This is a genomic window from Nostoc sp. UHCC 0251 (assembly GCF_034932245.1).
Classification (GTDB): Bacteria; Cyanobacteriota; Cyanobacteriia; order Cyanobacteriales; family Nostocaceae; genus Nostoc.
In genome coordinates, this window is the sequence record NZ_JAYGHD010000054.1 from 1 (window position 1) to 22,956 (window position 22,956).

Genomic DNA, 22,956 nt, shown 5'->3' on the forward strand with positions numbered 1-22,956 from the left:
AAGGACTGGTATCAAAGCCTTGTAAATATTGGCTTGCGAGTTTTCGGATGGGTCTAATGAAACGCTTATGCTGTATTAATTTTGACTTTTGACTTTTGAACGCCAGTTGCTTCTCCTGTCGGAGACGCTGCGCGAACAAGTCGGCAGAGCCGCCCAACGCACTGGCTCCTTTTGACTTCCGCGCAGCGGTACTAGCTGTAGACAGCCCTTGCAAAACGTTCTGCCAAGTAGATAATGTCCTGTCTACGAGCAATTTGATTCATCCATTGTTTGGGAATATTTTCCACGCCGTAGTAAATTCCCGCTAACCCACCAGTGACGGCGGCGGTAGTATCGGTATCTCCACCTAAGTTAACAGCTTTCAACACCGCTTCAGAATAAGACGAACTATTTAACAAACACCACAGGGATGATTCTAAGGTATCAATCACATAGCCACCAGAATTAATTTCTTCCACTGGTACCTTGGCAATCTCACCACTGAAAATTCTGCCAAAATGAGGCTTCTCTAACAAAAATTCTCGGACAGAATAAATTGTTTGGATGTCTTGCAATCCTTGTAGATAAGCTGTTTGAAGGTCAGCCCCTTCCAAGAGCGCCACTGCAATACTAATATAAATGCCACAGGCCATCTGCGATCGCGCATGAGCATGAGTAATTGCCGAAACATCATGCACCCTCGCCAGCAATTCGCCTAAAGTCAAGTTTCTGTGACAATAAGCCATCGGCAAGATTCTCATCAATGAACCGTTGCCATTACTATTTTCAACTTTCCCGCCCGCTTGATGAGGAACAACTCCCTGTTTCAGGCGCATAATTGCTGTGTGGGTGGTTTGACCAATATCAAATACATCGCCACGGGGAGTCCAGTAAGCCTCCTTGTACCAGCGCCAGAAGGAATTGGCTATAGCATCCAACGAATACCCCCTACAAAGGCATTCTGCCAAGCAAAAGCTTAAGGAACTGTCATCTGACCAAGTTCCTGGTGGTTGATTCCATGTGCCATAACCCTGCATCGTTGTCACTGGAGATTTTACTCGTTCAGCCCGGCTAGTAAACTCCACCGGCACACCCAACGCATCACCGACACATAAACCCATCAAACCAGACAACGTTTTTGCAGCGGTTAGCATTATTCAATCTCCACGATAACTGCTCAAAATTAACTTTATAGATTCCCTCTATAGCTTATTGCAACGGATGCTACAGCCTACTGTTTCATCCTATGAAAGCTCGGCAATAAATTGTTAGTCAGGTATTTTATTTACCATATTCCGACTTAATTTTAGTTCCAAATATTGTGCCAGTTTTAAAAGCGTCTATTTTTGGAACAAAGAACCCAGATGAAAAGACATTGAATGTAATTATAACAGCTTATTCCTGATTTTCAGGGATAGTTAACTTGTAAGCGTCATGCATCAATAACAACATTCATTTAATAAAATCTAGGAAATATTTGGAACATTATCACGCAATTTTCGACTGGGAATATACAAGTAAAAAATACAAAATTTGGTAAAAATTATGAAGCGCTTACTCAAGTCTTTCATGACGATTTCTGCATTGTCTTCCTTAATAATTGCTCCTCTTGTTCTATCAGCTAGTCAAGCTTCTGCTGAAACTAAAAAAGGTACTGATGCTAGCTATGTTGGTGCTGGTGTTGCAGCTGGCGTTACCAGCGGCGGACAAGGTATCAACGATGATGCCACATTTGGTGGTAATGTCACAGGTCGCGTGAAATTAGGAACTACGCCATTTTCTGCACGCGGTAATGTCCTCTGGAGCGATAAGACAAGTGCTATTATCCCAGAACTTTCTGTGGATGTGCCCATCGCTAATAGAACTAATGCCTATTTAACTGGTGGTTATTCTTTTGTAGAGAAAGATGGCTCACCAACTCCCATAGGTAACAAAGATTCAGTTGTGGTAGGTGCTGGTGTTGAATCGGAAGTTGCTAACAACTTCCTCGTCTACACTAATGCTAAAGTCGGGCTTGGTGCCTACCAAAATAGCGATACTCCTGCTGTTAGTATCAATGGCGGTATTGGATATCGCTTCAAATAAAAGATTATTGAGTCCTCAGTCAGTTTATACTTTACTTAAGTACTCAGGACTCAGCACTTAAAACTCACTACTCCAAAAAGCTGGTTTTGTTAAGTATTACATCACTGACAAAGCCGGCTTTTGCCGTGGTAAAATTAAATCATTCCTCATTATTCCGGCCGGATTACCGGGGATCAAGTAGCCGAAAGGTGCTGATTCGGTGTCTACGTAATGCTTTATTGAGAATACTATACAAGTCTAATGGTTAAATCTGCTCCTTCCCCTATCGCTAGCCGTAAGCCTTCCAAAGTAGAAGGAATCAAGGAAAATAGTAATTTTCTGCGTGAACCTGTAGCAACTGAAATTCTTCAAGACACTACGCATTTTACCGAAAGTGCGGTGCAGCTTTTGAAGTATCATGGTTCCTATCAGCAGGATAACCGCGACAACCGCACCAAGGGACAGGAAAAAGATTACCAGTTTATGCTGCGGACAAAAAATCCGGGTGGTTTGGTGCCACCGCAGCTGTATCTGGCTTTAGATAAAATAGCTGATGAGTATGGCAACCACACGCTACGAGCAACAACCCGTCAAGGTTTCCAACTGCACGGAATTTTAAAGAAGAATCTTAAATCAGCAATTGCCACCATTGTCAAGAACCTGGGTTCGACTTTGGGAGCTTGCGGCGACATTAACCGCAACGTGATGGCACCACCAGCCCCCTTTAAGAATCGCCCAGAGTACCAGTATGCTTGGGAGTATGCCCAGAATATTGCTGACTTGCTGACAGCGCAAACAGGCGCTTATTACGAAATTTGGTTAGATGGGGAAAAGGCAATTAGTGCTGAAGAAGCCCCAGAGGTAAAGGCAGCCCGACAACGCAATGGGAATGGCACAATTATCCATGACAACGAAGAACCGATTTATGGCACGCACTATATGCCCCGCAAGTTTAAAATTTGCGTGACAGTGCCAGGGGATAATTCGATTGATTTGTATTCTCAAGACCTGACGTTGGTAGTGATTACCAATAAGAAGAAGCAATTAGAAGGATTTAATATTTTTGCTGGTGGTGGTTTAGGGCGAACCCACGGTAAAGAAGAAACTTTCGCTAGGTTAGCAGACCCCATCGGTTATGTGGCGAAAGATGACGTTTACGACATCGTGAAAGCGATTGTTGCGACCCAGAGAGATTATGGCGATCGCACCGATCGTCGTCATGCCAGATTAAAATATTTAATCAACGATTGGGGTGTAGATAAATTCCGCACCCAAGTTGAAGAATATTTCGGTAAACCACTCGAAGCTTTCAAACCACTGCCAGAGTTTAAATATTACGACTTCCTCGGCTGGAATGAACAAGGTGATGGCAAGCTATTCTTAGGAATTTCCATTGACAATGGTCGAATCAAAGATGAAGGTTCGTTTCAACTGAAAACCGCTTTGCGGGAAATTGTTGAGCAGTTCAACTTGTCCATCCGTCTGACAGCCAACCACAACCTGATTTTTTACGATATTGAACCAGATAGCAAGCAAGCTATTCAAGACATTCTCAGCCGTCATGGTGTCGGAGATGACCCTAGTAAAATCGAACCTTTAGTGCGGTATGCAATGGCTTGTCCGGCTTTGCCCACTTGCGGCTTGGCAATCACGGAATCAGAACGGGCAATACCGGGTATTTTGGAGCAGATTCGCGCTCTATTAGATAAAGTTGGTTTACAAAATGAACATTTTGTGGTAAGGATGACAGGATGTCCTAACGGCTGCGCTCGTCCCTACTTAGCAGAATTGGGCTTTGTCGGTAGCGCTCCAGAATCTTACCAATTATGGTTAGGAGGTTCGCCAAATCAGACTCGACTGGCACAACCTTACATAGAAAAGCTGCACCATAATGATTTAGACACCTTCCTAGAGCCGATTTTTGTTTACTTTAAAAAATCTCGGAAATCGAAGGAAAGCTTTGGTGATTTTTGCGATCGCGTTGGTTTTGATGCTATCCGCGAATTTGCTGCTAGCTACGATCCTAATACCGCTAATGGTGCAAACAAATCGCGCCATCGGGTAAATTTGAAAGAAGAGGTTTATGGCAAGTTGAAGGAAGTAGCAGAAAGCCAAGGTAAGCCGATGACACAGTTGGTGACTGAAGCGCTAGAAGCTTACTTCCAGAATCTTTCGTAAGCCGAAAAATTTAAGATAATGAAATCAAAGAGAGACACAGATAAATCCATCTGTGTCTTTCTCGCGTAAATCCTAATACAGTTAGGTAACACATCCACAGGAAAACTGAAATATGGTAACAACAGCAAAATTCGCAGAAACTAGGGATGTGCTGCAAAACATCAGCTGGCAGACATTCAAAGCTATGCTGGCAGATATGGGATCTGAGCGAAATAAAAGGTTAGCTTATGACAACGGAATAGTAGAAATTATGACCCCCCTGATGCCACACGAGAACTCAAACCGTCTCATCGAAGGTTTTGTTCTTGTGTTGTGTGAAGAATTTGGTTTAGAAGTTAAAAGCGCTGGCTCGTTGACTATGACGCGGGATGATTTGGAGCAAGGAGGCGAGCCGGACAGTAGTTACTATATCCAAAACGAATTCTTAGTCCGTAACAAAGAAAATATTGACCTAAATACAGATCCACCACCAGACATAGTACTGGAAGTAGAATATTCCAGACCCAAGATAGACAAGTTAAGCCTTTATGCTTCAATGGGAGTCCCAGAATTCTGGCGATATAACGGAAATGTCTTGAGAATCTACGCCCTTAACAGTGGACAATACTCGCAAAGCGATCGCAGTCCAACTTTTGCGCCTGTGCTGGTGACAGAGATTCCTCGATTTATCCAAGAAAGCAAGAAAGTTGGACAAATAGCAGCAACTCGTGCTTTCCGTACCTGGGTTAGACAGCAGATATCTACAGCAGGGCAATAATTTATTAAGAAAAATGTCTCAACTGCAAAGAATTGCGATCGCACCCTCCCAATTCCAACAAGGGCAAATTTTGCTCACAAAAGAACAGCAACATTATTTGGGGCGGGTGTTGCGCTTGCGTGAAGGCGATCGCTTTATTGCAATGGATGGTAAAGGAAAATGGTGGTTAGCGCAGTTAGCAGGGGAACAAGCACGGGTTTTAGAAGCGCTTTTGGTAGAAACAGAATTACCTGTATCAATTACGCTGATGGTGGCGTTGCCCAAAGGCAATGGATTTGATGAAGTAGTGCGGTGTTGTACAGAGTTGGGAGTAACTTGTATTGCACCAGTATTGAGCGATCGCACTTTGCTTCATCCTAGTCCTCAAAAGCTTGAACGCTGGCGGCGCATCGCTGCGGAAGCCGCCGAGCAATCAGAGCGCTCGTTTGTACCAACAATTTTAGAGCCTGTTACTTTTAACACTGCTGTCACGACTAAGCAAACAAGTCACCGTTACATTTGTGAGGCTCGTGGTGAGTATCCCCATTTAAACAAAGTGCTGAATAGCATCTCTGAGGAGATTGTCATTGCTACTGGCCCAGAGGGAGGATGGACAACACAAGAAATCGAGAATGCGATCGCATTTGGATTTCAACCTGTTTCCCTTGGTCGCCGCATCTTGAGAGCAGTTACAGCCCCAGTAGTAGCATTATCCCTAATTACCGCAGCTTGTGAAGTATAAATGATTTATACCTCACGCAAAATATATTTTGCGCGAGACATCACTCCAGCGTGTATTTAAAGTAAGTGATGATTGAGCAAGTTGCGATCGCCTTTGAGAATAAAGATTATCAAACAGCTGCTAAATTACTCAAACAGCTGCTAGTAGAATCGCCAGAACATCCTTGGGTACAATTTTATCTCGGTAGGCTGCATGAAGTATCTGGAAAGCTCCAGGATGCAGAAAAAGTGTATCGGCAACTGCTGCGAGATACGAGAAATAGTAGAATAGTGACCCTCGCACGTCAAGGTTTGCGACGGCTACAAGAAATTGAACTAGAAGAAAGACAAAGAGCTATTTCTCAAGCAACAGCCGAAGGGAATAACACCGAACTTGGCGTACTAGTTTTAGAGCCACTCAGTAACGAACTGAAAACAGAAGCATCCCGAAAATTTGCCCAGATTATGCAGGTAGACCCCTACACTGCACGCTTGGTACTGCCAAGTCGGGGCTGGAGATTGTACCGCACTGGCCAAGTGGGAGAACTGAAATTTTACGGTAAACAGTTACAGCAGGCTGGCATTCCTTGCTTTTGGGCAACAATAGCTCAAATTCAGCAAATTCAAGTTTATCAAGTCAAATATTTCCAAGAATCTAGCCCACAAGCTACTGTTGTTTGCCGTAATGAGACAAATCAACTAGGTTCTCTCACCTTTGATTGGTCAGAAGTCACAGCAAGAGTAGTGGGACTATTGCCCATTTTTGAGGAAGTTGTAGATCGCGACGTGCGCGGTAAACTGGAACGGAAAATCCAAACACAAGACTATGCCCAGTTTTGTGATTTACACCTACCTAGTAGACGTTGCATTCTCCGATTTGATGATAACGGCTATGAATTTCAGCAGGGTTTAGAAATTATTCCTCAAGCTAGCCAAAATACAATCAGAATTAATTGGAATAGTTTATCGAGTTGGATTGACCAGCAACTACCTCAAGTCAAAATTTGGTCAGATTTCACGTCTTTTGCAGATACAACATTAGATCAAACAGAAATGCTGGGTCATATCAAGTCTCACATTCATTTGTTGCGTAGGGAACAGACTAATTGGGACTCAGCTTTTCATTTATATAGTGGACTGGTGTTTGTTAAATAATTCGTAATTCGTAATTCGTAATTCGTAATTCGTAATTCGTAATTCGTAATTCGTATTACCTACCTAAAAAACTCAGTTCATAAATCAAATGGGAGTATTATATCAAGTTTATGAATATAATCAATACTAAAAACCAAAAATTAGGGGGTTTGTACGTTCAATCCCCTCAAGGAGAGCAGCTAGTTTTTCCACTCAAGCACACAGAAGTTATAGCAAAAATTGCAGGTAACTTGTCACGAGTTGAGGTGATCCAAAGCTTTGAAAATCCATTCACACAACCTTTAGAAGCAGTGTATATCTTCCCGTTACCTGATGAAGCGGCGGTGGATGATATGGAAATCAAAATAGGCGATCGCAGCATCAGAGGTAATATTAAAAAACGTGAAGAAGCTATAGCCATCTACGAAAAGGCAAAACAAGAAGGACGTACTGCTGGACTTCTAGAACAGGAACGAGACAATATCTTTACCCAATCTCTGGCTAATATCAAACCTGGTGAACAAATTGATGTCACGATTCGTTACACCGAAAGTTTAAAATTTGAGGCAGGAAACTACGAATTTGTTTTCCCGATGGTTGTAGGGCCAAGATATATTCCGGGAACGCCGATAGATGGTAGCGGTGACACAGACCAAGTTCCTGATGCTTCCCGCATTACACCGCCTGTAGTCCCAGAAGGAACGCGATCGCGTCACAATATTAATGTCACAGTAGAAATTGATGCTGGTTTACCAATTTCTCAAGTGCGTTCTCCTTCCCATCAATTAAAAATTGAACACTCAGGTCAAATTGTGCGGATTCAATTAGCTGGAGAAGATACAATTCCCAACAAAGATTTAATTCTCCGCTATCAAATTTCTGGTCAAGAAACTCAATCCACAGTATTAACCCAAGCAGACGATCGCGGCGGACATTTCGCAATATATCTGATTCCAGCTTTGGAATATTCCACTGATGAAATTGTCCCTAAAGATGTTGTATTTCTGGTAGATACTTCCGGTTCCCAATCTGGCGATCCGTTATGGAAATGTCAAGAGTTGATGCGGCGATTTATCAATGGGTTAAATCCCAACGATACTTTCACAATTATCGATTTTTCCGATAGAGTCAGACAGTTATCACCAACACCTCTGCCGAATACACCAGAAAACCGTGCCCAAGCGATCGCTTACATTAACAATTTACAAGCTGCTGGCAGCACAGAAATGCTTAGTGGCATTCGTACAGCTATAAATTTCCCTACACCCGTCGGAAGATTGCGGAGTGTTGTACTTCTAACCGATGGCTACATCGGCAACGAAAATGAAATTTTGGCGGAGGTACAACAGCACCTACAACCAGGAAATCGCCTTTACAGTTTTGGTGTTGGTAGTTCAGTTAACCGTTTTTTACTAAATCGCATCGCCGAAATTGGCCGGGGAATATCCCAAATTATTCGTCATGATGAACCCACAGAAGAAGTTGCCGAAAAGTTTTACAGGCAAATTAACAATCCTGTACTCACAAATATTCAAATCTCTTGGCAAGGTGACACAGAATCGCCTGTTATTTACCCAGCCATAGCACCTGATTTATTCAGCGAACAACCATTAGTGTTGTTCGGTCGAAAGCAGGATAGAGTTGGAGGTAATCTGCAAATTTCCGGCATCGCTGCGGGCGGTAAGCAATACGAAAAAACGTTTAACCTCAAATTTGAGGAAACAGAAAATCTTGCTGTAGCGCAGTTATGGGGACGTGCTTGCATCAAAGATTTGATGAATCAAATGGTGACTTTTGAAACCAAAGCTGGTGTAGAGGCAGTTACAGAAACAGCCTTAACTTATCAACTGCTTTCTCAATACACCGCTTTTGTTGCTGTCAGCGATGACGTGCGGGTTGAAGCAGGAAGCAAATATGTATCTATGCAAGTGCCAGTGGAAATGCCTGAAGCAGTTAGTTACCAAGGAGTGTTTGGCAGTCCTCCTGCTGGTGGTTTGATGCAGAACATATTACTTTCAATGCCATCAGCGCCACCCTCCGCAGAAGCTCCAGATTTTCTTCGAAAAAGGCGATCGCCACAATCCCCAATAGCTAAAGAAGTTAATATCTCTTTTAAGAGCTTTGATTCCCTGGAGATGGAACAAGATGAAATACCAGACGCAGCCATCAACCATCAGTTAGAAGTAATCAGCGTTACTGGCTTAGATGAGATAGGAATTGCTGACCTAACCCAACACCTTCAAAAACTAAACTTTCCTTCAGGCTTCAGTGGTGAAATCGTCTTTGAGTTCACTGTCAACAAAGGTCGGGTAGAAGGGATAGTGTTGGATGAAAAAGTCTCAACCCTAAAAGATGCAGTTGTAGTGGAGAAAATTAAGCGATCGCTCCTACTTTGGAGAGTTCTTCCATCTACAACTGCTAAACTTGTCTTGATATTGCGTATTCACACTTAACTCATCGGTACTATAGAGACGCAAAATTTCGCGTCTCTATGATTTAACCAGGGGTTTTAACCTGACGTGCCATATCTAAGTAAGCGCTCATATTTGCCCCTGGACGACGACGACCATTAGAGCTAGTCGCTGAAGGAGCCAGATATTTAGGCGCAAAGGTAGTTTCCTTTGGCTCTTCTTTGAGGACTTTTGCTGCTGCGGCTTTTGCCTTTTTGCCAGGCTCAACTTTAAGGCCCTCAGCAGTCTGAACTAGCGTAACATCGGCTGGTTTGGGATTTTTAGCTGGTTTTTCCTTAGTTTTAGCTGCGGCGGTTTTTGTTCCGTTCAATGAAGCTGGCTTGGATGCTTCTGGTGCTTCTGGTGCTTCTGATGTAACTGTTGCCGTTACTTTTTTAGCATTCGATACAACTGTCTCTGCTACTTTCTTCGCGTTCGATGTTACCTCTTTAGCGGCATCTTTAGCAGCATCTTTGGCTTCATCCAATTCTAAGAAGTAGCCGTTGCTTTTCTTTCCTCGTAACAGTCCGGTAACGAAACCCAAAATACCTGAAATTAACTTTTTGATAAAATCCATTACAATTACTCCTGCCTTTTACCTTTTATATTTGAAACTCGACCGTAATTGTTAAAAATTACGACAAAATGTTACATTTTTTACTTTGAGCCACCCCATTCTGGTGACAACCCTTATAGGCTTGTGCTTAATCAACATTCTAGTAAAATCACAGGGCAAATGTTTTTTACAAGCACTTGCAGCCTGTATACATCGAGAACTAATTATTAAATTTTACTGTAACTAAGAGCAAGATTCTGAAAGCAGGCTTCACAAAAATTAACATTTCTTTGTTTGAAATTACTAATTGGAGAAAAGCAAGCGGTTATTTTCAACCAGTGGGGGGAGTGTCATAGCGTGTTGGAAAATATCATAACCATAAGTTAAATTTTATACAAACTATCTTTAGGAGTATTTCAGTTTTAGAAACATATTTTTTAAAGAATCCGAAAAGCAACAGCTTCAGTTTGTAGAGCGGTATGTACCTACGAAAGTGAAATACACCCCTTAATTCAGCCAGATTTTGCAAATGAACATTGAAAACCAACAACGCAATCCCGTTTTGTTAATACACGGCATTGACGACACAGAGGCAGTTTTCCATAAAATGGCGGCTCAGTTAAGACTACAGGGTTGGTCTGTATATTCCCTTGATCTCGTACCTAATAATGGTGATGTAAGTCTTAATGAGTTGGCAAAGCAAGTAGCCGATTATGTAACAGCCACCTTTGCGCCAGAACAACGCCTAGATTTAGTAGGCTTCAGTATGGGAGGGATTGTCAGCCGTTACTATGTCCAACGGCTGGGAGGAATTAACCGTGTTCAGCGGTTTATCACGATCTCTTCGCCCCATCATGGAACTGTAGTTGCTTATGGTTCCTGGCGTCCTGGTTGCGTACAAATGCGCCCCGACAGCGTTTTTCTCAAGGATTTAAATTCTGATGCTGTAATATTGGGGCAGCTAAATTTTACGTCTATCTGGACACCTTATGATTTGATGATCGTCCCAGCGAATAGTTCACAAATGTCCGTCGGAAGAGAAGTCATAGTACCAGTTGCTCTACACCCTTGGATGCTAACAGACCCCAGGAGTTTAGCAGTAGTTAAAGCAACTTTAGCAGAACCTATCAAGCTGCCCTTACTTAAAAAAGCATCCAGTCAGTAGCTAGAATGCTTGCCACCCTGGATTTATTTATCTTTAATTACGAATTACGAATTACGAATTACGAATTTATCAAGTCCTATCCCCAATTTGCGTATGTTCGTAACTCCCAAAAATCGCTTCTGGGTGACGATAATACTTGAACTCCATGAGGTTGTAAAAGGGATCTTCTAAAAAGAAAGTGCGATGCTCAAGAGGAGAACCAACAAAGCGATTTTTGGTTTCTTCACGAAAAAGTAGCTGTTGTTGTTGTGCCCTTTCTAGTAAATCTTGCCAATCACGTTCTTGGGTAAAAATTAGTCCAAAGTGTCTAGGATAGATAGTATATTGCGGTGTCAAAGGTTCTTTGGTGACGTGAGCCACTAGTTGATGGCCGTAGAGATTAAGAATTAGGGCGTGATGGTTTTCACGGCCAGGAATGCAGCCCAAGCCATCCACGTAATATGCCTTTGTTTGGGCAATATCAGTCACAGGGAAAGCAAGATGGAATAAAGTTTGGCTCATACGTTGTGTGGAAAAGACTAGTAGTTGATGCTATCTACAATTTATGTTGTTAAATCTTCATTGTGGTCAACTTGAACACAGTTTTAATTGACATTAACTTATATCCTTTATCCTTATGACTAAGATTGGAGATTGAGTACCACTTCAGCTGCTGCACCCTACAACTGTGGACTTTGCCCTGCATCTACATAATTTACACTTAATTATTTAGTTAATAATACAAAAATATTACTTTAGCTGCGGAGGTGTCATAAATTAAGCACTAGTACAGCACTATGCAAATAAAACACTCATTCCAAATCTACGAAACTCTTACGTTGTATCATTTTGATTTTTGACTTCCGCCTTGCGGTATTAGGGGTGACAAATTAGTTATTCTGTTGATATTCAGACAAAATTACTCAGATTAATTGCTGATGTCATCCTTAATTGATTCTGTTAATCCCTGGTTGGTGGCGATAGGATTAAACACAATTCTATTGGGTTTAGCTTGGATTGCTCCTAAAAAGCTGCTTACCCCTGCTGGATTATTCCACGCCTGGTTTCTGGCTATCCTAATTTGGGTAACTCTAGGCTGGCAAGGATATGCGGTAGTAATGTTCTATTTTCTGGTTGGTTCTGGCGTTACTCGCATTGGTATGGCGCAGAAGGAGGCTGAAGGAATTGCCGAAAAGCGTTCTGGGGCAAGAGGCCCAGAAAATGTTTGGGGTTCCGCTTTGACTGGGGCGCTGTGTGCTTTAGGAGTAGGAATAATAAATTCGGGATTTATTGTACCTAGCCCCGAATCCCTAGTCCCTAATCCTCAATCCCTATTATTGTTAGGCTATGTAGCAAGTTTCAGTACTAAGCTGGCTGACACCACTGCTAGTGAAGTCGGTAAAGCATATGGTAAAAGCACCTATCTAATTACTACACTCCAACCAGTGCCTCGCGGCACAGAAGGAGCGGTAAGCTTGGAAGGGACTTTAGCTGGGATTGTGGCTTCTGTAGCGATCGCATTTGTCGGTTGGGGAGTTGGTTTAATTGATCTATTGGGAGTTGTTTGGTGTGTGCTGGCAGCATTTATTGCCACGAACTTAGAAAGTGTGATTGGGGCAACATTGCAATCTAAGTATAATTGGCTGACCAATGAAGTAGTAAATATTTTTAATACATTAATCGGTGCGATCGCGGCTGTCCTACTTGCCTGGACATGGATCAGCATAATCAAGTAGTCCAGTTAGAGTAAAGGATTACTCATTAAGCTTCCACATGTGAAAGGTTTCCCACGCCAGTTGCTACAGCTTTGGTTACATGAGCGACTGGCGTAGAAAACTTGTAAGAAACAATTCTTAATATTTTTTGTTTTATTTTCGCCTATCTACCTGATTATTTCTCTGAATTTATAGGGCTAGTATTTTATTTGATTTCTGAAAAAACTCAGTACAACTAAGAAGCCTTATTTCTCCTTGCCTATTGCCTATTGCCTACCTACGTAAATCAGTTCAGAGATCAAATCGGATTCCTATATAAAGATTTGGTTATATAACTTGTTTTGCCTTACAACTGATATTTTCAATCCTGTTCTGTCCCCGTTAGTCCGTAAAAGTAATTATGTGAAATTATTTTATTTACTACTTATATGATTTTTTGACCATTTAGATGTAATTAGTTTATAAAATCTTTATCATATTTATCCATCAATTACCAGATGATTTTTATATGATTTAATTTAAAAGTATTATAAGTGTTTAACCATTTTCACATAATTAATTCATGGAATCTTCATCATTTTTAACAATCAATGACCAAATAATTTCTATTGAGCAAGCAGTAAAGTACCTGCAAGCCTCTGGGAAATTGGGACAGTTCATTGGAGATATTCTCCGTCAGTACGTAATTGAGGAAGAAATCCGAACACGAGACGATGTTGAGATTGGTACAGCAATAACTGAACAGGCAATTATCGACTTCAGGCTGAAAAACCAACTGACTGACCCCCAAAGTTTTCAAGAATGGTTAAAGGCTAACAATACAGATTACGCTACCTTTCACACATCGGTGGCTTTTGGTTACAAGTTAGAAAAACTAAAAGCTGTAGTGACGCAACCAAAACTCCAAGAATATTTTATTGAACGCAAAATTTTTCTGGATCGGGTAGTACTTTCTCGGATCGTTGTTGATAATCGAGAATTGGCAGACGAACTACAAACACAAATTGAAGAAGGAGGTAGTTTTGAGCAACTAGCTAAAGAGTATTCACTTTCAGATGACCGAATTGTGAACGGCATGATGGGGATAATCAGCCGAGGAAGTATGCCGGATATATTACGGGCAGCGATTGATGTGGCCAGTCCTGGGCAATTGGTAGGACCAATAGAAATCGTTGGCAAAGACTCTCCCCAAGGAGAAGGACCTTATGGTTTGTTCCGAGTAGAACAATTTCTGCCAGCGTCTTTAGAAGATACTCAACTAAATCTTGCACTACAAAATGAGTTGTTTGAGAAATGGCTAGCAGAGAAAATTCAAAAACTGACAGTCAAATTACAAGTGAGTTAAATATTCTGGATAATGAATCTTTACGATTAAAAGTGCTAGCTTCTTTGCCTTGGAATCAGCCACCACTATGCTGGCTGACTCCCGAACAACAATCCCGATTGGAAAAGGAGTCCCAAACTCGTCAGTATCGTCTTGGAGAAAAAATCTGGTCAAACGATGTCGGCGGTTACCAATTCTTAATTGTGGTTGGAAAAGTTCGCTTACGAGAAGAGGGTATTGGTAAACCAATAGCCGCCCTAGATGTGGGGGATTGGTTTGGTGACTTTCAAAAACTATCTGCGGATTTTAAAGCTGTAGCTGCTAGTAAAGAAGTAGTAGTAGTGTGTTGGCATACAGCGCTGTGGGCAGAATTTTCTAACCCACAAATTCAGGAATTCTGGCAAGTGTTACCAGTGAACATGGAGGGAGAGAGGGAGACATTTTCTTTCTCTTCCACTCCTTCAGTATCGTCAACCTCCGAGAGAACTTCCAGCCCCCACAGCCTCCAACCCCAAAAAGGACTTCCAGCCGCCAATCTGATCGTCTCAAATTATCCCTTTGTTGCCAGCTGGAACACTGCTGCTGCCTGTTTAACAATGGTGGCGCAACAGTTAGAAAATTCTGTGCAACTGGAATGGGTGCAGCGCCAACTCAGAGGACAACGACCAAAACAGGTTGTGGAAGCAGGAGAAAAGTTAGGGTTAGTGTTGCGGCGGTTACAAGTGAGTTGGAGTGAGTTGCGACAGTTATCATTTCCAGCTTTATTGCTGTGGAATTCTGACTCACCCCAGAGTCCATCTTGGGTGGTAGCCTATGGATTTAAGGGCGATCGCCTGATTATCGCTAACCCTCTTAATCCCGAACGGACTTGTGAAACCTTACCGCAATCAATAGTTGAAGCGTCTTGGGATGGGCGATTGTGGCAAGTAGAACTCATATCCCAGCAAGAAAAATTTAACCTCAGTTGGTTCACCCCAGCAGTTTGGAAGTATAAGGGATTGCTAACAGAAGTATTGTTAGCATCTTTTACCTTGCAGCTTTTGGGGTTAACAACACCACTAATTACGCAAGTCGTCATTGATAAAGTGATGGTGCAGGAGAGTTTGCCGACTCTCGATGTAATGGCGATCGCACTTTTGTTTGTAGCCATATTTGAGTCCGTACTTGGCATTCTGCGCCTATTCATCTTTACCCATACAGCTCGTCGTCTGGATTTGAGTTTATCAGCACAGCTATTTCGCCATCTGATGCGTCTGCCATTAGCTTATTTTGAGTCGCGGCGCGTCGGAGACACAGTAGCACGAGTCCAGGAACTCGAACAAATACGTCAGTTTCTCACAGGTACAGCATTAACTGTAATTTTGGATAGCATCTTTGCTGTGGTGTACCTGGCATTGATGTTTTATTACAATATCCCGCTTACCTTTGTGGCCTTAGCAGTACTGCCGCTATTTGCAACTTTAACGATAGTTGCAACACCAATTCTGCGTAACTGGCTCAACGAAACCTTTAACCGGAGTGCCGATAGTCAATCGTTTCTAGTAGAGACAATCACCGGAATTCACTCCGTTAAAGCTCATGCAGCCGAACCAGTAGCCCGCGATCGCTGGGAAGGTTTATTTGCTCGCTTCATTCGCACAGGTTTTAAAGCCTCTACTACCTCCAATATCAGCAGCAACATTGGTGACTTTCTCACTAATTTTTCCACTTTGCTGATTCTCTGGTTTGGCGCTAAGTTAGTCATCGAACAAAAGCTCACAGTTGGACAACTAGTTGCCTTTCAAATGCTCTCTGGTAGAGTCACAGGCCCACTTTTGCGCTTAGTACAGTTGTGGCAAACACTTCAACAAGTGCTACTTTCTGTAGATCGCATTGGTGATATTCTCAACGTCTCCCCAGAAGCTGAATTAGGAACTGGTCTAGTTTTACCACCCCTGAAAGGTCAAATTACCTTTGAGCAAGTATTTTTCCGCTACCGCCCGAACTTTGAAGCAATTCTGCGAGGAATCTCTTTCAGTGCCGAACCAGGGCAATTTGTTGGCATTGTCGGACGCAGCGGTTCTGGTAAAAGTACCTTGTCTAAGCTATTACAACGCCTCTATCAAATTGAATCAGGACGCATTCTTATTGATGGCTTTGATATTAAAAGTGCCGACTTAGCATCACTGCGGCAACAAATTAGTGTAGTTCTCCAAGAAGACTTTTTATTCAACGGTTCTATTTTGGAAAATATCACTCTCGGTAATCCCGATATTACCGCAGAGCAAGTAGTAGAGGCGGCAAGATTAGCAGTAGCACACGACTTCATCAGTCAATTACCCTACGGTTACGAAACCAATGTTGGCGAACGCGGTACTGCTTTATCTGGTGGACAGAGACAACGTATTGCCCTAGCAAGGCTATTTCTTTCCCAAGCGCCGATTTTAGTTTTGGATGAAGCTACCAGCGCTTTAGATAGTGAAACTGAACAACAAGTACTGCAAAACCTGCAAAAGATTTCTGCTAATCGTACCGTATTCTTAATTGCTCACCGCTTTGCCCCCCTCAAACGTGCTGATTTGATTTTGGTGTTGGAGCAAGGCGTAATTGCCGAACGTGGTACTCATTCACAATTGTTGCAACAAAAGGGTTTGTATTGGTCACTATATCAACGGCAGCAAGCAAACATTTAGTAGATTTAATTAGCTCAAAGTTTGTAGCTATATAAAAAATAAACGTTTGGAAAGCGGCTTAAAGATAGTCTTTGGCGAATGGAGCATAACTCCATTCGCAATTTTAATTTTGATGAGTTCAATAACTACTCTTGCTTCAGTCCTGACTTTTCACGTCATGTGGAAAAGTCCACAGAAAATCGCATTTCCAAACCAGAAATTCAAAGTCTCTCTCCTTGCAGGAGAGAGATTTAGAGAGAGGTTTTCCAGATTTCGTGAAGAGTCAGGCTTCAGTCTGAGTGGTGTAAATATTTTTATAGCGATCACAGTATTTTTAAGAGTAGTAAAAACAGTCATAATCTCTGCTTTTCCTTATTGCGTTAGTCTCCATTAATACAACCAAAATATTTAATATTTAATTGATAAATTACTTTTAACAAAAACCGTACTTTCTAGAATATTTTTTGGTAATAAAATTAGCATTTTATTATCAAATTTCATAGTATTTATTGACAATGGGGCTTATTCATACATTGAAATCTTATTTTTATAAAGATTTTAAAGCTTCAAACTGTCAAAAAAACGATTGCTATCTTTGAGAGAAAATACTTATGCTCATTGATGATGTTAATAAAAATGGGTTGTCAAATAAACAGATCAATGTCACTTCAATCTCCTCATTAGATAGCCTTGATCCGAAAGATAACTACAGCCTCAACTTCAGCAGACGTAGTAGCTATAACTCAACTGATGCTGATAAGCAGTTGTTAAATAATGCTGACTCCGAAAATAGCAGTAACGCTACTACTAATGCTTTTAGCACTCAAAATTATAACTCCACTAATGGCTATGGCTTGATTAATGGAGCAGCAGCAGTAGCTAGAGCTATTGGTCAAAATACCTTTGCTGATGTTCCTAATCTTGGTGGCAACAATTGGGGAGCAGACCTTGTTAAAGCACCAGAAGTTTGGGCGCAGGGATACACAGGTAACGGCGTTGTCGTCGCTGTTGTAGATACTGGGGTTGACTATAACCACGAGGATTTAAGAAATAATATTTGGACGAATGCCAACGAAATTGCAGGTAACGGTATAGATGATGATGGCAATGGCTATATTGATGATAATTACGGCTGGAACTTCTCTGATAACAACAGCAACACCTTAGATAACAACGGTCACGGCACTCATGTTTCCGGCACGATCGCAGGAGAAAATAATAACTACGGTGTCACTGGTATTGCATATAATGCCAAGATTATGCCCGTCAAGGTTTTGAATGACTCTGGCTCTGGTTCCTATAGTTCCATATCTAAAGGTATTCGCTACGCTGTGGATAATGGAGCTAATGTGATTAACCTCAGCTTAGGAGGCGCATCTTCCAATAGTAGTTTAGAGTCAGCCATTGACTACGCCAGCAGCAAAGGAGCGATTGTCGTCATGGCAGCAGGTAATGATGGTGACTCATCACCAGACTATCCCGCCCGCTATGCATACAAGTCGGGAATTGCCGTTGGGGCAGTGGATAAGAATAATAATATGCCCGACTTCTCTAACCGCTCTGGAACGGATGAAATCGCTTACGTCACAGCCCCAGGAGTCAAGGTGTACTCCTCAGTTCCAAATAATCAATATGCCAGTTATAGGGGCACTTCTATGGCTGCTCCCCATGTTGCTGGTGTAGTTGCCTTAATGCTTAGTGCTAACTCCAGCCTCACTGATGCCCAAGTCCGTCAAATTGTCACAGAAACAGCAGGAAATAATACACAAACAACAAGTTCTAATTTTAATGTTTCTAATGTCAGTTCTCTAGCGAGTCAGGTGATTGCAGAAACAGCAGGAAATAGTACACAAACAACAAGTTCTAATTTTAATGTTTCTAATGTCAGTTCTCTGGCAAGTCAGGTGATGTCTGGCGACAACCCACTACGCATCGGCGCACAAACCGCAAATTATCTCACATCACAGACAATTTCTAGTTTTAATAATTTCGATGCCGGTTCTCTATTCGGTCAGTCAATTACAGAAACAACCAAATATTTAACACCAGGAACCCTCTCTAGTTTTAATAATTTCGTTGTCGGTTCTCTGATGGGTCAGGCAATTACAGAAACAGCAAAATATCTAACACCAGGAACCCTTGCTAGTTTTAATAATTTCGATGCCGATTCTTTGATGGGACAGGCAATTACAGAAACGGCGAAATATCTAACACCAGGAACCATCGCTAGTTTTGATAATTTCGATGTCGGTTCTTTGATGGGTCAGGCAATTACAGAAACTTCAAAATATTTAACGCCAGCCGAAGCTAATAACAGATTAGCCAATCCAGAATTATGGTCGCAATTCCAAAACTATGACAATATTTTGGGCAGCATCAATGTATATAGCAATGATGATAAGAAAGATGAGAATAATCTTGACTTTGGCAAATTACTAGAGGGAATGCAAAAACAAATGGATCAGTCAACTTAAGCCTTGGCGAATGGAATTCGCAGCTACACAGGCAAAGTCCGCCTCCGCGGACTAAGGTCAAATCAAAGTTTTGAAACCCACGGAGGTGGGTTTTGTTTGTGTAGACGCGGTTTCTAACCGCCCATTTCGCTTTTGAAGTGGCTATGAAAACAGGAAAGCCTACAAACCTACCTAACGGAAAATGCCTCACTGAATCGGCGTGTCACAGGCTCAGTGATGAATGTCAAAACTGACTTTTTACGAGTGACAATTTCACCTGTAGCAGACATTCCTGGTGTGAATTGTACTTCTTGACCCCGCACGTTTTCTGAGTGTTTACTTAGCTTAATTCTGGTGGGAAAAACTAAGCCTAATTCTTTATCAACAATTGCATTTGGACTGACTTGTGTAACTTCGCCATTCACAGTGCCAAATTCCTGGAAGGGAAAAGTCGCCATTTTCACTTTTGCCTTCATTCCTTGACGAATAAATCCAATATCGCGGTTGAGAACTTTCACCTCTAGGAGCATTTCTTCCCCTTCTGGCAAAATTGAGAGCAATTCTTCACCTGATTGCACTGGCCCCTTGGTGGCTTTAACTCTGTAAATCGTGCCGGCAACAGGAGCCTCAATCGTTTCTAAAGCTTGCTGCTTCCTCGCCTGCTCTAATTGACCTTGAATAGTTGTTAGTTCTTCTTTACGCTTGTTGTACTGGGTCAAAATTTCACTTTGGCGTTCTGATGCTACACGCTGGGCTTGGCTGCGTGCAGCATTGTAAGCTTGTTCTGCTTGGCGAATTTCTTGGACTTGAGCAGCAATATCTTTTTCTAATGATGTGACTCTATCTTGAGCCTCTGTAATTCTATTCTTGACGTTAATCACTTCATCTTGTGCTTTAGTGATTTCTGTCTGTGTACGAGTTAATCTTTCTTGAGCATCCAAGTAATCGACACGAGGTACAGCACCAGGAGTCATTAGGGTGCGTAGGCTTTTTTCCCTTTCTTCTGCAAGTGCCAAATTACTTTCAATTTTAATTCGGATACTATCTGCGTTGGCAAGGTTGGTTTTGGCATTTGCAACGCTGCTTTTGGCATTAACTAAGTTGTCTTGCAACCGAGTCAAGCGGACTTTGGCTTGATCTATGAGTGATTGTTGGCGATTTGCTTCTGCTTCAGCCCCTGCTTGACGCGCTTGGTAATCTTGTAGGCGGGAGTTTAAAAGTTCATCTTGCAGTTTCGTCCCAGTAGTTTTGCCTCCGGTACGTTCTGCATCCAAACGTTGCAAATCGTCCTGAATCAATCTAGAAGATTTGACTAGGCGGGAAACATCAGTTATTTGCAAGTCTGGATCTTTTTGAATCAGAACTTGACCTTTGGCAACGCGATCGCCTTCTTGTACTTTAACAGCAATAATTGACCCCCCACTCAAGGATGTCACCGGTCTTACCTGTGCAGAAGCAATTAATTCCCCTGGTGCTGTTGCTACTTCATCTATTTCCGAGAAGTACGCCCAGCCGATCACTCCAAATATGATAGCAGTGATCGTTCCCGCTAATAATCTAGTGTATAAAGGTGGTAATTCCTGTACCGCTTTCCCCAATTCATAGGTGAGTTGTTCCTCTGGTTGGGCGAATCGCTCTTTTGTCTGACGTGCTTGAGCAGCATTTGCAGCTAGGGATGACTTCATAGAATTTTAGATTTTAGATTTTAGAAATGGGGAGTGGGGAGTCGGGAGTGGGGAATGGGGGAATGATTTATTGTTTATTTATCATTTATAGTGTTTTTCTTCACCCTACTCCCTATTCCCTACTCCCCACTCCCCATTTAAACTGCTAAATAGCGCCGCAAAAAGTTTTCTAATGTCTCTAATTGGAAGTTATAAATCGTCTCTAAATTGGCAATTTCATCTTTTGTACAGAAAAATTCATTTGCTAGCAATGTGCGATAAGTTCCCAAAGCTTTTTGGATTTGGGGATTAATTAAACCCAATGCACTCTGTAACCCATCAACGGCAAATAGGGGTGAGTTAATTATTACTGGCTGTTTATTGAAGATCCGACCAAAAATTCGGGGAATATCTTCTCGTAATAAAATCTCTGGCCCTCCCACTGGTAAAATCTGGTTACGAGCGCCTTCAACTGTCACAGAATCCACGATTATTCTTGCTAAATCATCGGTACTGACAATTGAAGTACGGTTTTTGCGATCGCCAATTAACAAATACAATCCGGTTTGCCGAAATTGTTCTACTAATGGCAGCAAGTTAGATGCTAATCCAGATGGGCGTAAAATAGTGTAATTTAAGCCACTAGCTGACAAATATCGTTCTACTGCTCTTTTGGCTTTAAATACAGGAGCGTCTTCATATCCGCGATCGGCTCCCAGTACAGAAATGAAAACAAAATGCTCTACGCCATTGCTTTTGGCTTGGTCTATTAGTTCAATATTAGCGCGGTAATCTAAAGATAGGGCATCGCTATCAGAACCGTGGGCGCTGATAACATACTTGACACCCCGACTAGCTTTCTCGATATCTCTTTCTTCTAGCAAGTCACCGATGAAGATTTCTGCACCCCGGTGTTCTAACTCGCTATAGCGCGAAGTCAGGCGGACAAATGCCCGCACAGACTGTTCTCGTTGTCGTAGGAGTCGCACAACTCTGCGACCAATTCCTCCCGTTGCTCCAGTTATTAGAAACATATAAATACCTAAATTGAATAGTTACAGGGTTTATATAGCGGTTCGCTCGTTTGTATGCAATACACTTTGACCTCACTTCCATTCCTCTCTCCTAAAAGGAGAGAGGCTTTGAATCTTACTCCCCTTCCCTAGTAGGGAAGGGGCTGGGGGTTAGGTCTCTATTAACCAATAAGTCACACCTTATTTATCTTAATACTCTAAAAATTATCCCCCACATTTTTGTAAATGCAGGGGATAGGGTAAATGGGATTAGTTTTACTGGCTCAACAAGTCAACAGCTTGTTCAAGCGACATCTTAGCCTTGTGCAAGTTCAGCAGGTTCTCCTGGTCGTATCGGTCAGGATAGCTCATTTTCCTGCCCTCCAAAGTTATGCGGATTAGTGCTGCTTGCTCATCTGTGGGGGAATTCATCTCTTCTATAGCAGAACTGATGATCTGGATAGCGTTAAAGTTAGGGAATTTTAACCCTTTACCTTGCTTCATTTGTTGCAGCGCTAAAAGTGGAAATGCCATCAGAGTTACGATGTACGAGGTTTTGTATCCTGCATTGCCAGTTGGTTTGATGCCGTATCTACGACATAAGTCGCGTAATTCTTTAATAGTCTTGATTTCAAGTTCGGAACGCGTGAACATAAAATAGTAGTGTCCATTTGTGAAATTGGATATTGGTGGTTGTACTTCCGGCAAGTTGTAGCAACCACCAAAAAACAATTTAATCTGCTGCCTACCAGTGATTCAATTTATATTTATATTTCTACATAAATGCCTAACCCTAAAGGTCATCCAGAAAATTTAAACCCATTTAAATCAGAGAGGGAAGAACCTTTAAGTGAACGTCTTAATTTACGTGTCACAAAAACTATGAAGGAAGAACTATCTACCAAGGATGATCCTCCAGAATTTTGCCGTCGTGCAATCCAGGAAGCGCTAGATAAGGATAAAGAGAAGTAATCTCAAAGCGATAGTTGTCACGAGTGCGTGAATTACTGGAATGAGTCAGCAATTAAGGATATTGCATTCTCAATATGCTTGATTGCTTGCTGAAAACACTGAAATTAGTAAGTAAAAGCTCATTTTGCTTGCGGAAAACACCAAAATGAGAAAGCAAACCGGGGTTTGAGAAAGTAAAAGCTCATTTTGCTTGCGGAAAACAC

General features: G+C 41.9%; 19 protein-coding genes. 12 read left to right on the forward strand and 7 right to left on the reverse strand.

The features are described from left to right. Together VB740_RS09265 and VB740_RS09270 are read right to left on the reverse strand one after the other, a co-directional pair. Positions 1 to 214 (reverse strand): hypothetical protein (locus tag VB740_RS09265; RefSeq protein WP_323199745.1); only part of this gene is annotated, 214 nt, incomplete at its 3' end. Further along, complete coding sequence (locus VB740_RS09270) at positions 192 to 1,133, reverse strand: ADP-ribosylglycohydrolase family protein (protein WP_323199746.1); 942 nt, start codon at positions 1,131 to 1,133, stop codon at positions 192 to 194. The genes VB740_RS09270 and VB740_RS09265, both read right to left, overlap by 23 nt. 391 nt (positions 1,134 to 1,524) lie before the next feature. Here VB740_RS09270 and VB740_RS09275 point away from each other — a divergent pair, with 391 nt between their 5' ends. From VB740_RS09275 to VB740_RS09300, 6 genes are all read left to right on the forward strand, one after another. Further along, complete coding sequence (locus VB740_RS09275) at positions 1,525 to 2,064, forward strand: hypothetical protein (RefSeq protein ID WP_323199747.1); 540 nt, start codon at positions 1,525 to 1,527, stop codon at positions 2,062 to 2,064. Between the two features lie 240 nt (positions 2,065 to 2,304). Then, a complete protein-coding gene (gene sir, locus VB740_RS09280) occupies positions 2,305 to 4,221 on the forward strand; it encodes a sulfite reductase, ferredoxin dependent (protein ID WP_323199748.1) in 1,917 nt (638 codons plus the stop codon). Between the two features lie 112 nt (positions 4,222 to 4,333). Beyond that, positions 4,334 to 4,978, forward strand: a complete 645-nt coding sequence (locus VB740_RS09285) for a Uma2 family endonuclease (RefSeq protein WP_323199749.1) — start codon at positions 4,334 to 4,336, stop codon at positions 4,976 to 4,978. A gap of 13 nt (positions 4,979 to 4,991) precedes the next feature. Next, positions 4,992 to 5,699, forward strand: coding sequence for a 16S rRNA (uracil(1498)-N(3))-methyltransferase (locus VB740_RS09290; protein ID WP_323199750.1), 708 nt, complete (start codon positions 4,992 to 4,994; stop codon positions 5,697 to 5,699). 68 nt (positions 5,700 to 5,767) lie between these two features. Then, entirely contained in the window at positions 5,768 to 6,832 is a 1,065-nt protein-coding gene (locus VB740_RS09295) for a tetratricopeptide repeat protein (protein ID WP_323199751.1), read from the forward strand. Positions 6,833 to 6,942: 110 nt separating this feature from the next. After that, on the forward strand, positions 6,943 to 9,264 hold the full coding sequence (locus VB740_RS09300) for a VIT domain-containing protein (RefSeq protein ID WP_323199752.1): 2,322 nt from the start codon (positions 6,943 to 6,945) through the stop codon (positions 9,262 to 9,264). A gap of 43 nt (positions 9,265 to 9,307) precedes the next feature. Here the strand turns inward: VB740_RS09300 and VB740_RS09305 are convergent, their stop codons facing one another. Beyond that, the gene (locus VB740_RS09305) at positions 9,308 to 9,838 is read right to left on the reverse strand and encodes a hypothetical protein (RefSeq protein ID WP_323199753.1); all 531 of its coding nucleotides are present in this window, start codon (positions 9,836 to 9,838) and stop codon (positions 9,308 to 9,310) included. Positions 9,839 to 10,346: 508 nt separating this feature from the next. Here VB740_RS09305 and VB740_RS09310 point away from each other — a divergent pair. Continuing rightward, on the forward strand, positions 10,347 to 10,982 hold the full coding sequence (locus VB740_RS09310) for a triacylglycerol lipase (protein ID WP_323199754.1): 636 nt from the start codon (positions 10,347 to 10,349) through the stop codon (positions 10,980 to 10,982). 69 nt (positions 10,983 to 11,051) lie between these two features. Here VB740_RS09310 and VB740_RS09315 read toward each other — a convergent pair whose 3' ends face one another. Further along, a complete protein-coding gene (locus VB740_RS09315; RefSeq protein WP_323199755.1) occupies positions 11,052 to 11,483 on the reverse strand; it encodes a VOC family protein in 432 nt (143 codons plus the stop codon). A gap of 416 nt (positions 11,484 to 11,899) precedes the next feature. Between VB740_RS09315 and VB740_RS09320 the strand changes: the two genes are divergently transcribed. The 4 genes from VB740_RS09320 to VB740_RS09335 all read left to right on the forward strand — a co-directional run bounded on the left by VB740_RS09320 (position 11,900) and on the right by VB740_RS09335 (position 19,125). Next, positions 11,900 to 12,697, forward strand: coding sequence for a TIGR00297 family protein (locus tag VB740_RS09320; protein WP_323199756.1), 798 nt, complete (start codon positions 11,900 to 11,902; stop codon positions 12,695 to 12,697). Between the two features lie 541 nt (positions 12,698 to 13,238). Continuing rightward, a complete protein-coding gene (locus tag VB740_RS09325; protein WP_323199757.1) occupies positions 13,239 to 14,021 on the forward strand; it encodes a peptidylprolyl isomerase in 783 nt (260 codons plus the stop codon). Further along, positions 13,970 to 16,672 carry a peptidase domain-containing ABC transporter gene (locus tag VB740_RS09330; protein WP_323199758.1) on the forward strand — a complete coding sequence of 901 codons (2,703 nt, stop codon included), beginning with the start codon at positions 13,970 to 13,972 and terminating at the stop codon, positions 16,670 to 16,672. Before VB740_RS09325 ends, VB740_RS09330 begins: the two co-directional genes overlap by 52 nt. 590 nt (positions 16,673 to 17,262) lie before the next feature. After that, entirely contained in the window at positions 17,263 to 19,125 is a 1,863-nt protein-coding gene (locus tag VB740_RS09335; protein ID WP_323199759.1) for a S8 family peptidase, read from the forward strand. Between the two features lie 167 nt (positions 19,126 to 19,292). Here VB740_RS09335 and VB740_RS09340 read toward each other — a convergent pair whose 3' ends face one another. From VB740_RS09340 to VB740_RS09350, 3 genes are all read right to left on the reverse strand, one after another. Then, positions 19,293 to 20,789, reverse strand: a complete 1,497-nt coding sequence (locus tag VB740_RS09340) for an HlyD family efflux transporter periplasmic adaptor subunit (protein ID WP_323199760.1) — start codon at positions 20,787 to 20,789, stop codon at positions 19,293 to 19,295. 137 nt (positions 20,790 to 20,926) lie between these two features. Next, a complete protein-coding gene (locus VB740_RS09345; RefSeq protein WP_323199761.1) occupies positions 20,927 to 21,802 on the reverse strand; it encodes an SDR family oxidoreductase in 876 nt (291 codons plus the stop codon). Between the two features lie 255 nt (positions 21,803 to 22,057). After that, a complete protein-coding gene (locus VB740_RS09350; RefSeq protein ID WP_229471105.1) occupies positions 22,058 to 22,435 on the reverse strand; it encodes a hypothetical protein in 378 nt (125 codons plus the stop codon). A 129-nt stretch (positions 22,436 to 22,564) separates the two neighbouring features. Here VB740_RS09350 and VB740_RS09355 point away from each other — a divergent pair, with 129 nt between their 5' ends. Then, complete coding sequence (locus VB740_RS09355; protein WP_323199762.1) at positions 22,565 to 22,753, forward strand: hypothetical protein; 189 nt, start codon at positions 22,565 to 22,567, stop codon at positions 22,751 to 22,753. The last annotated feature ends 203 nt before the right edge of the window (positions 22,754 to 22,956 follow it).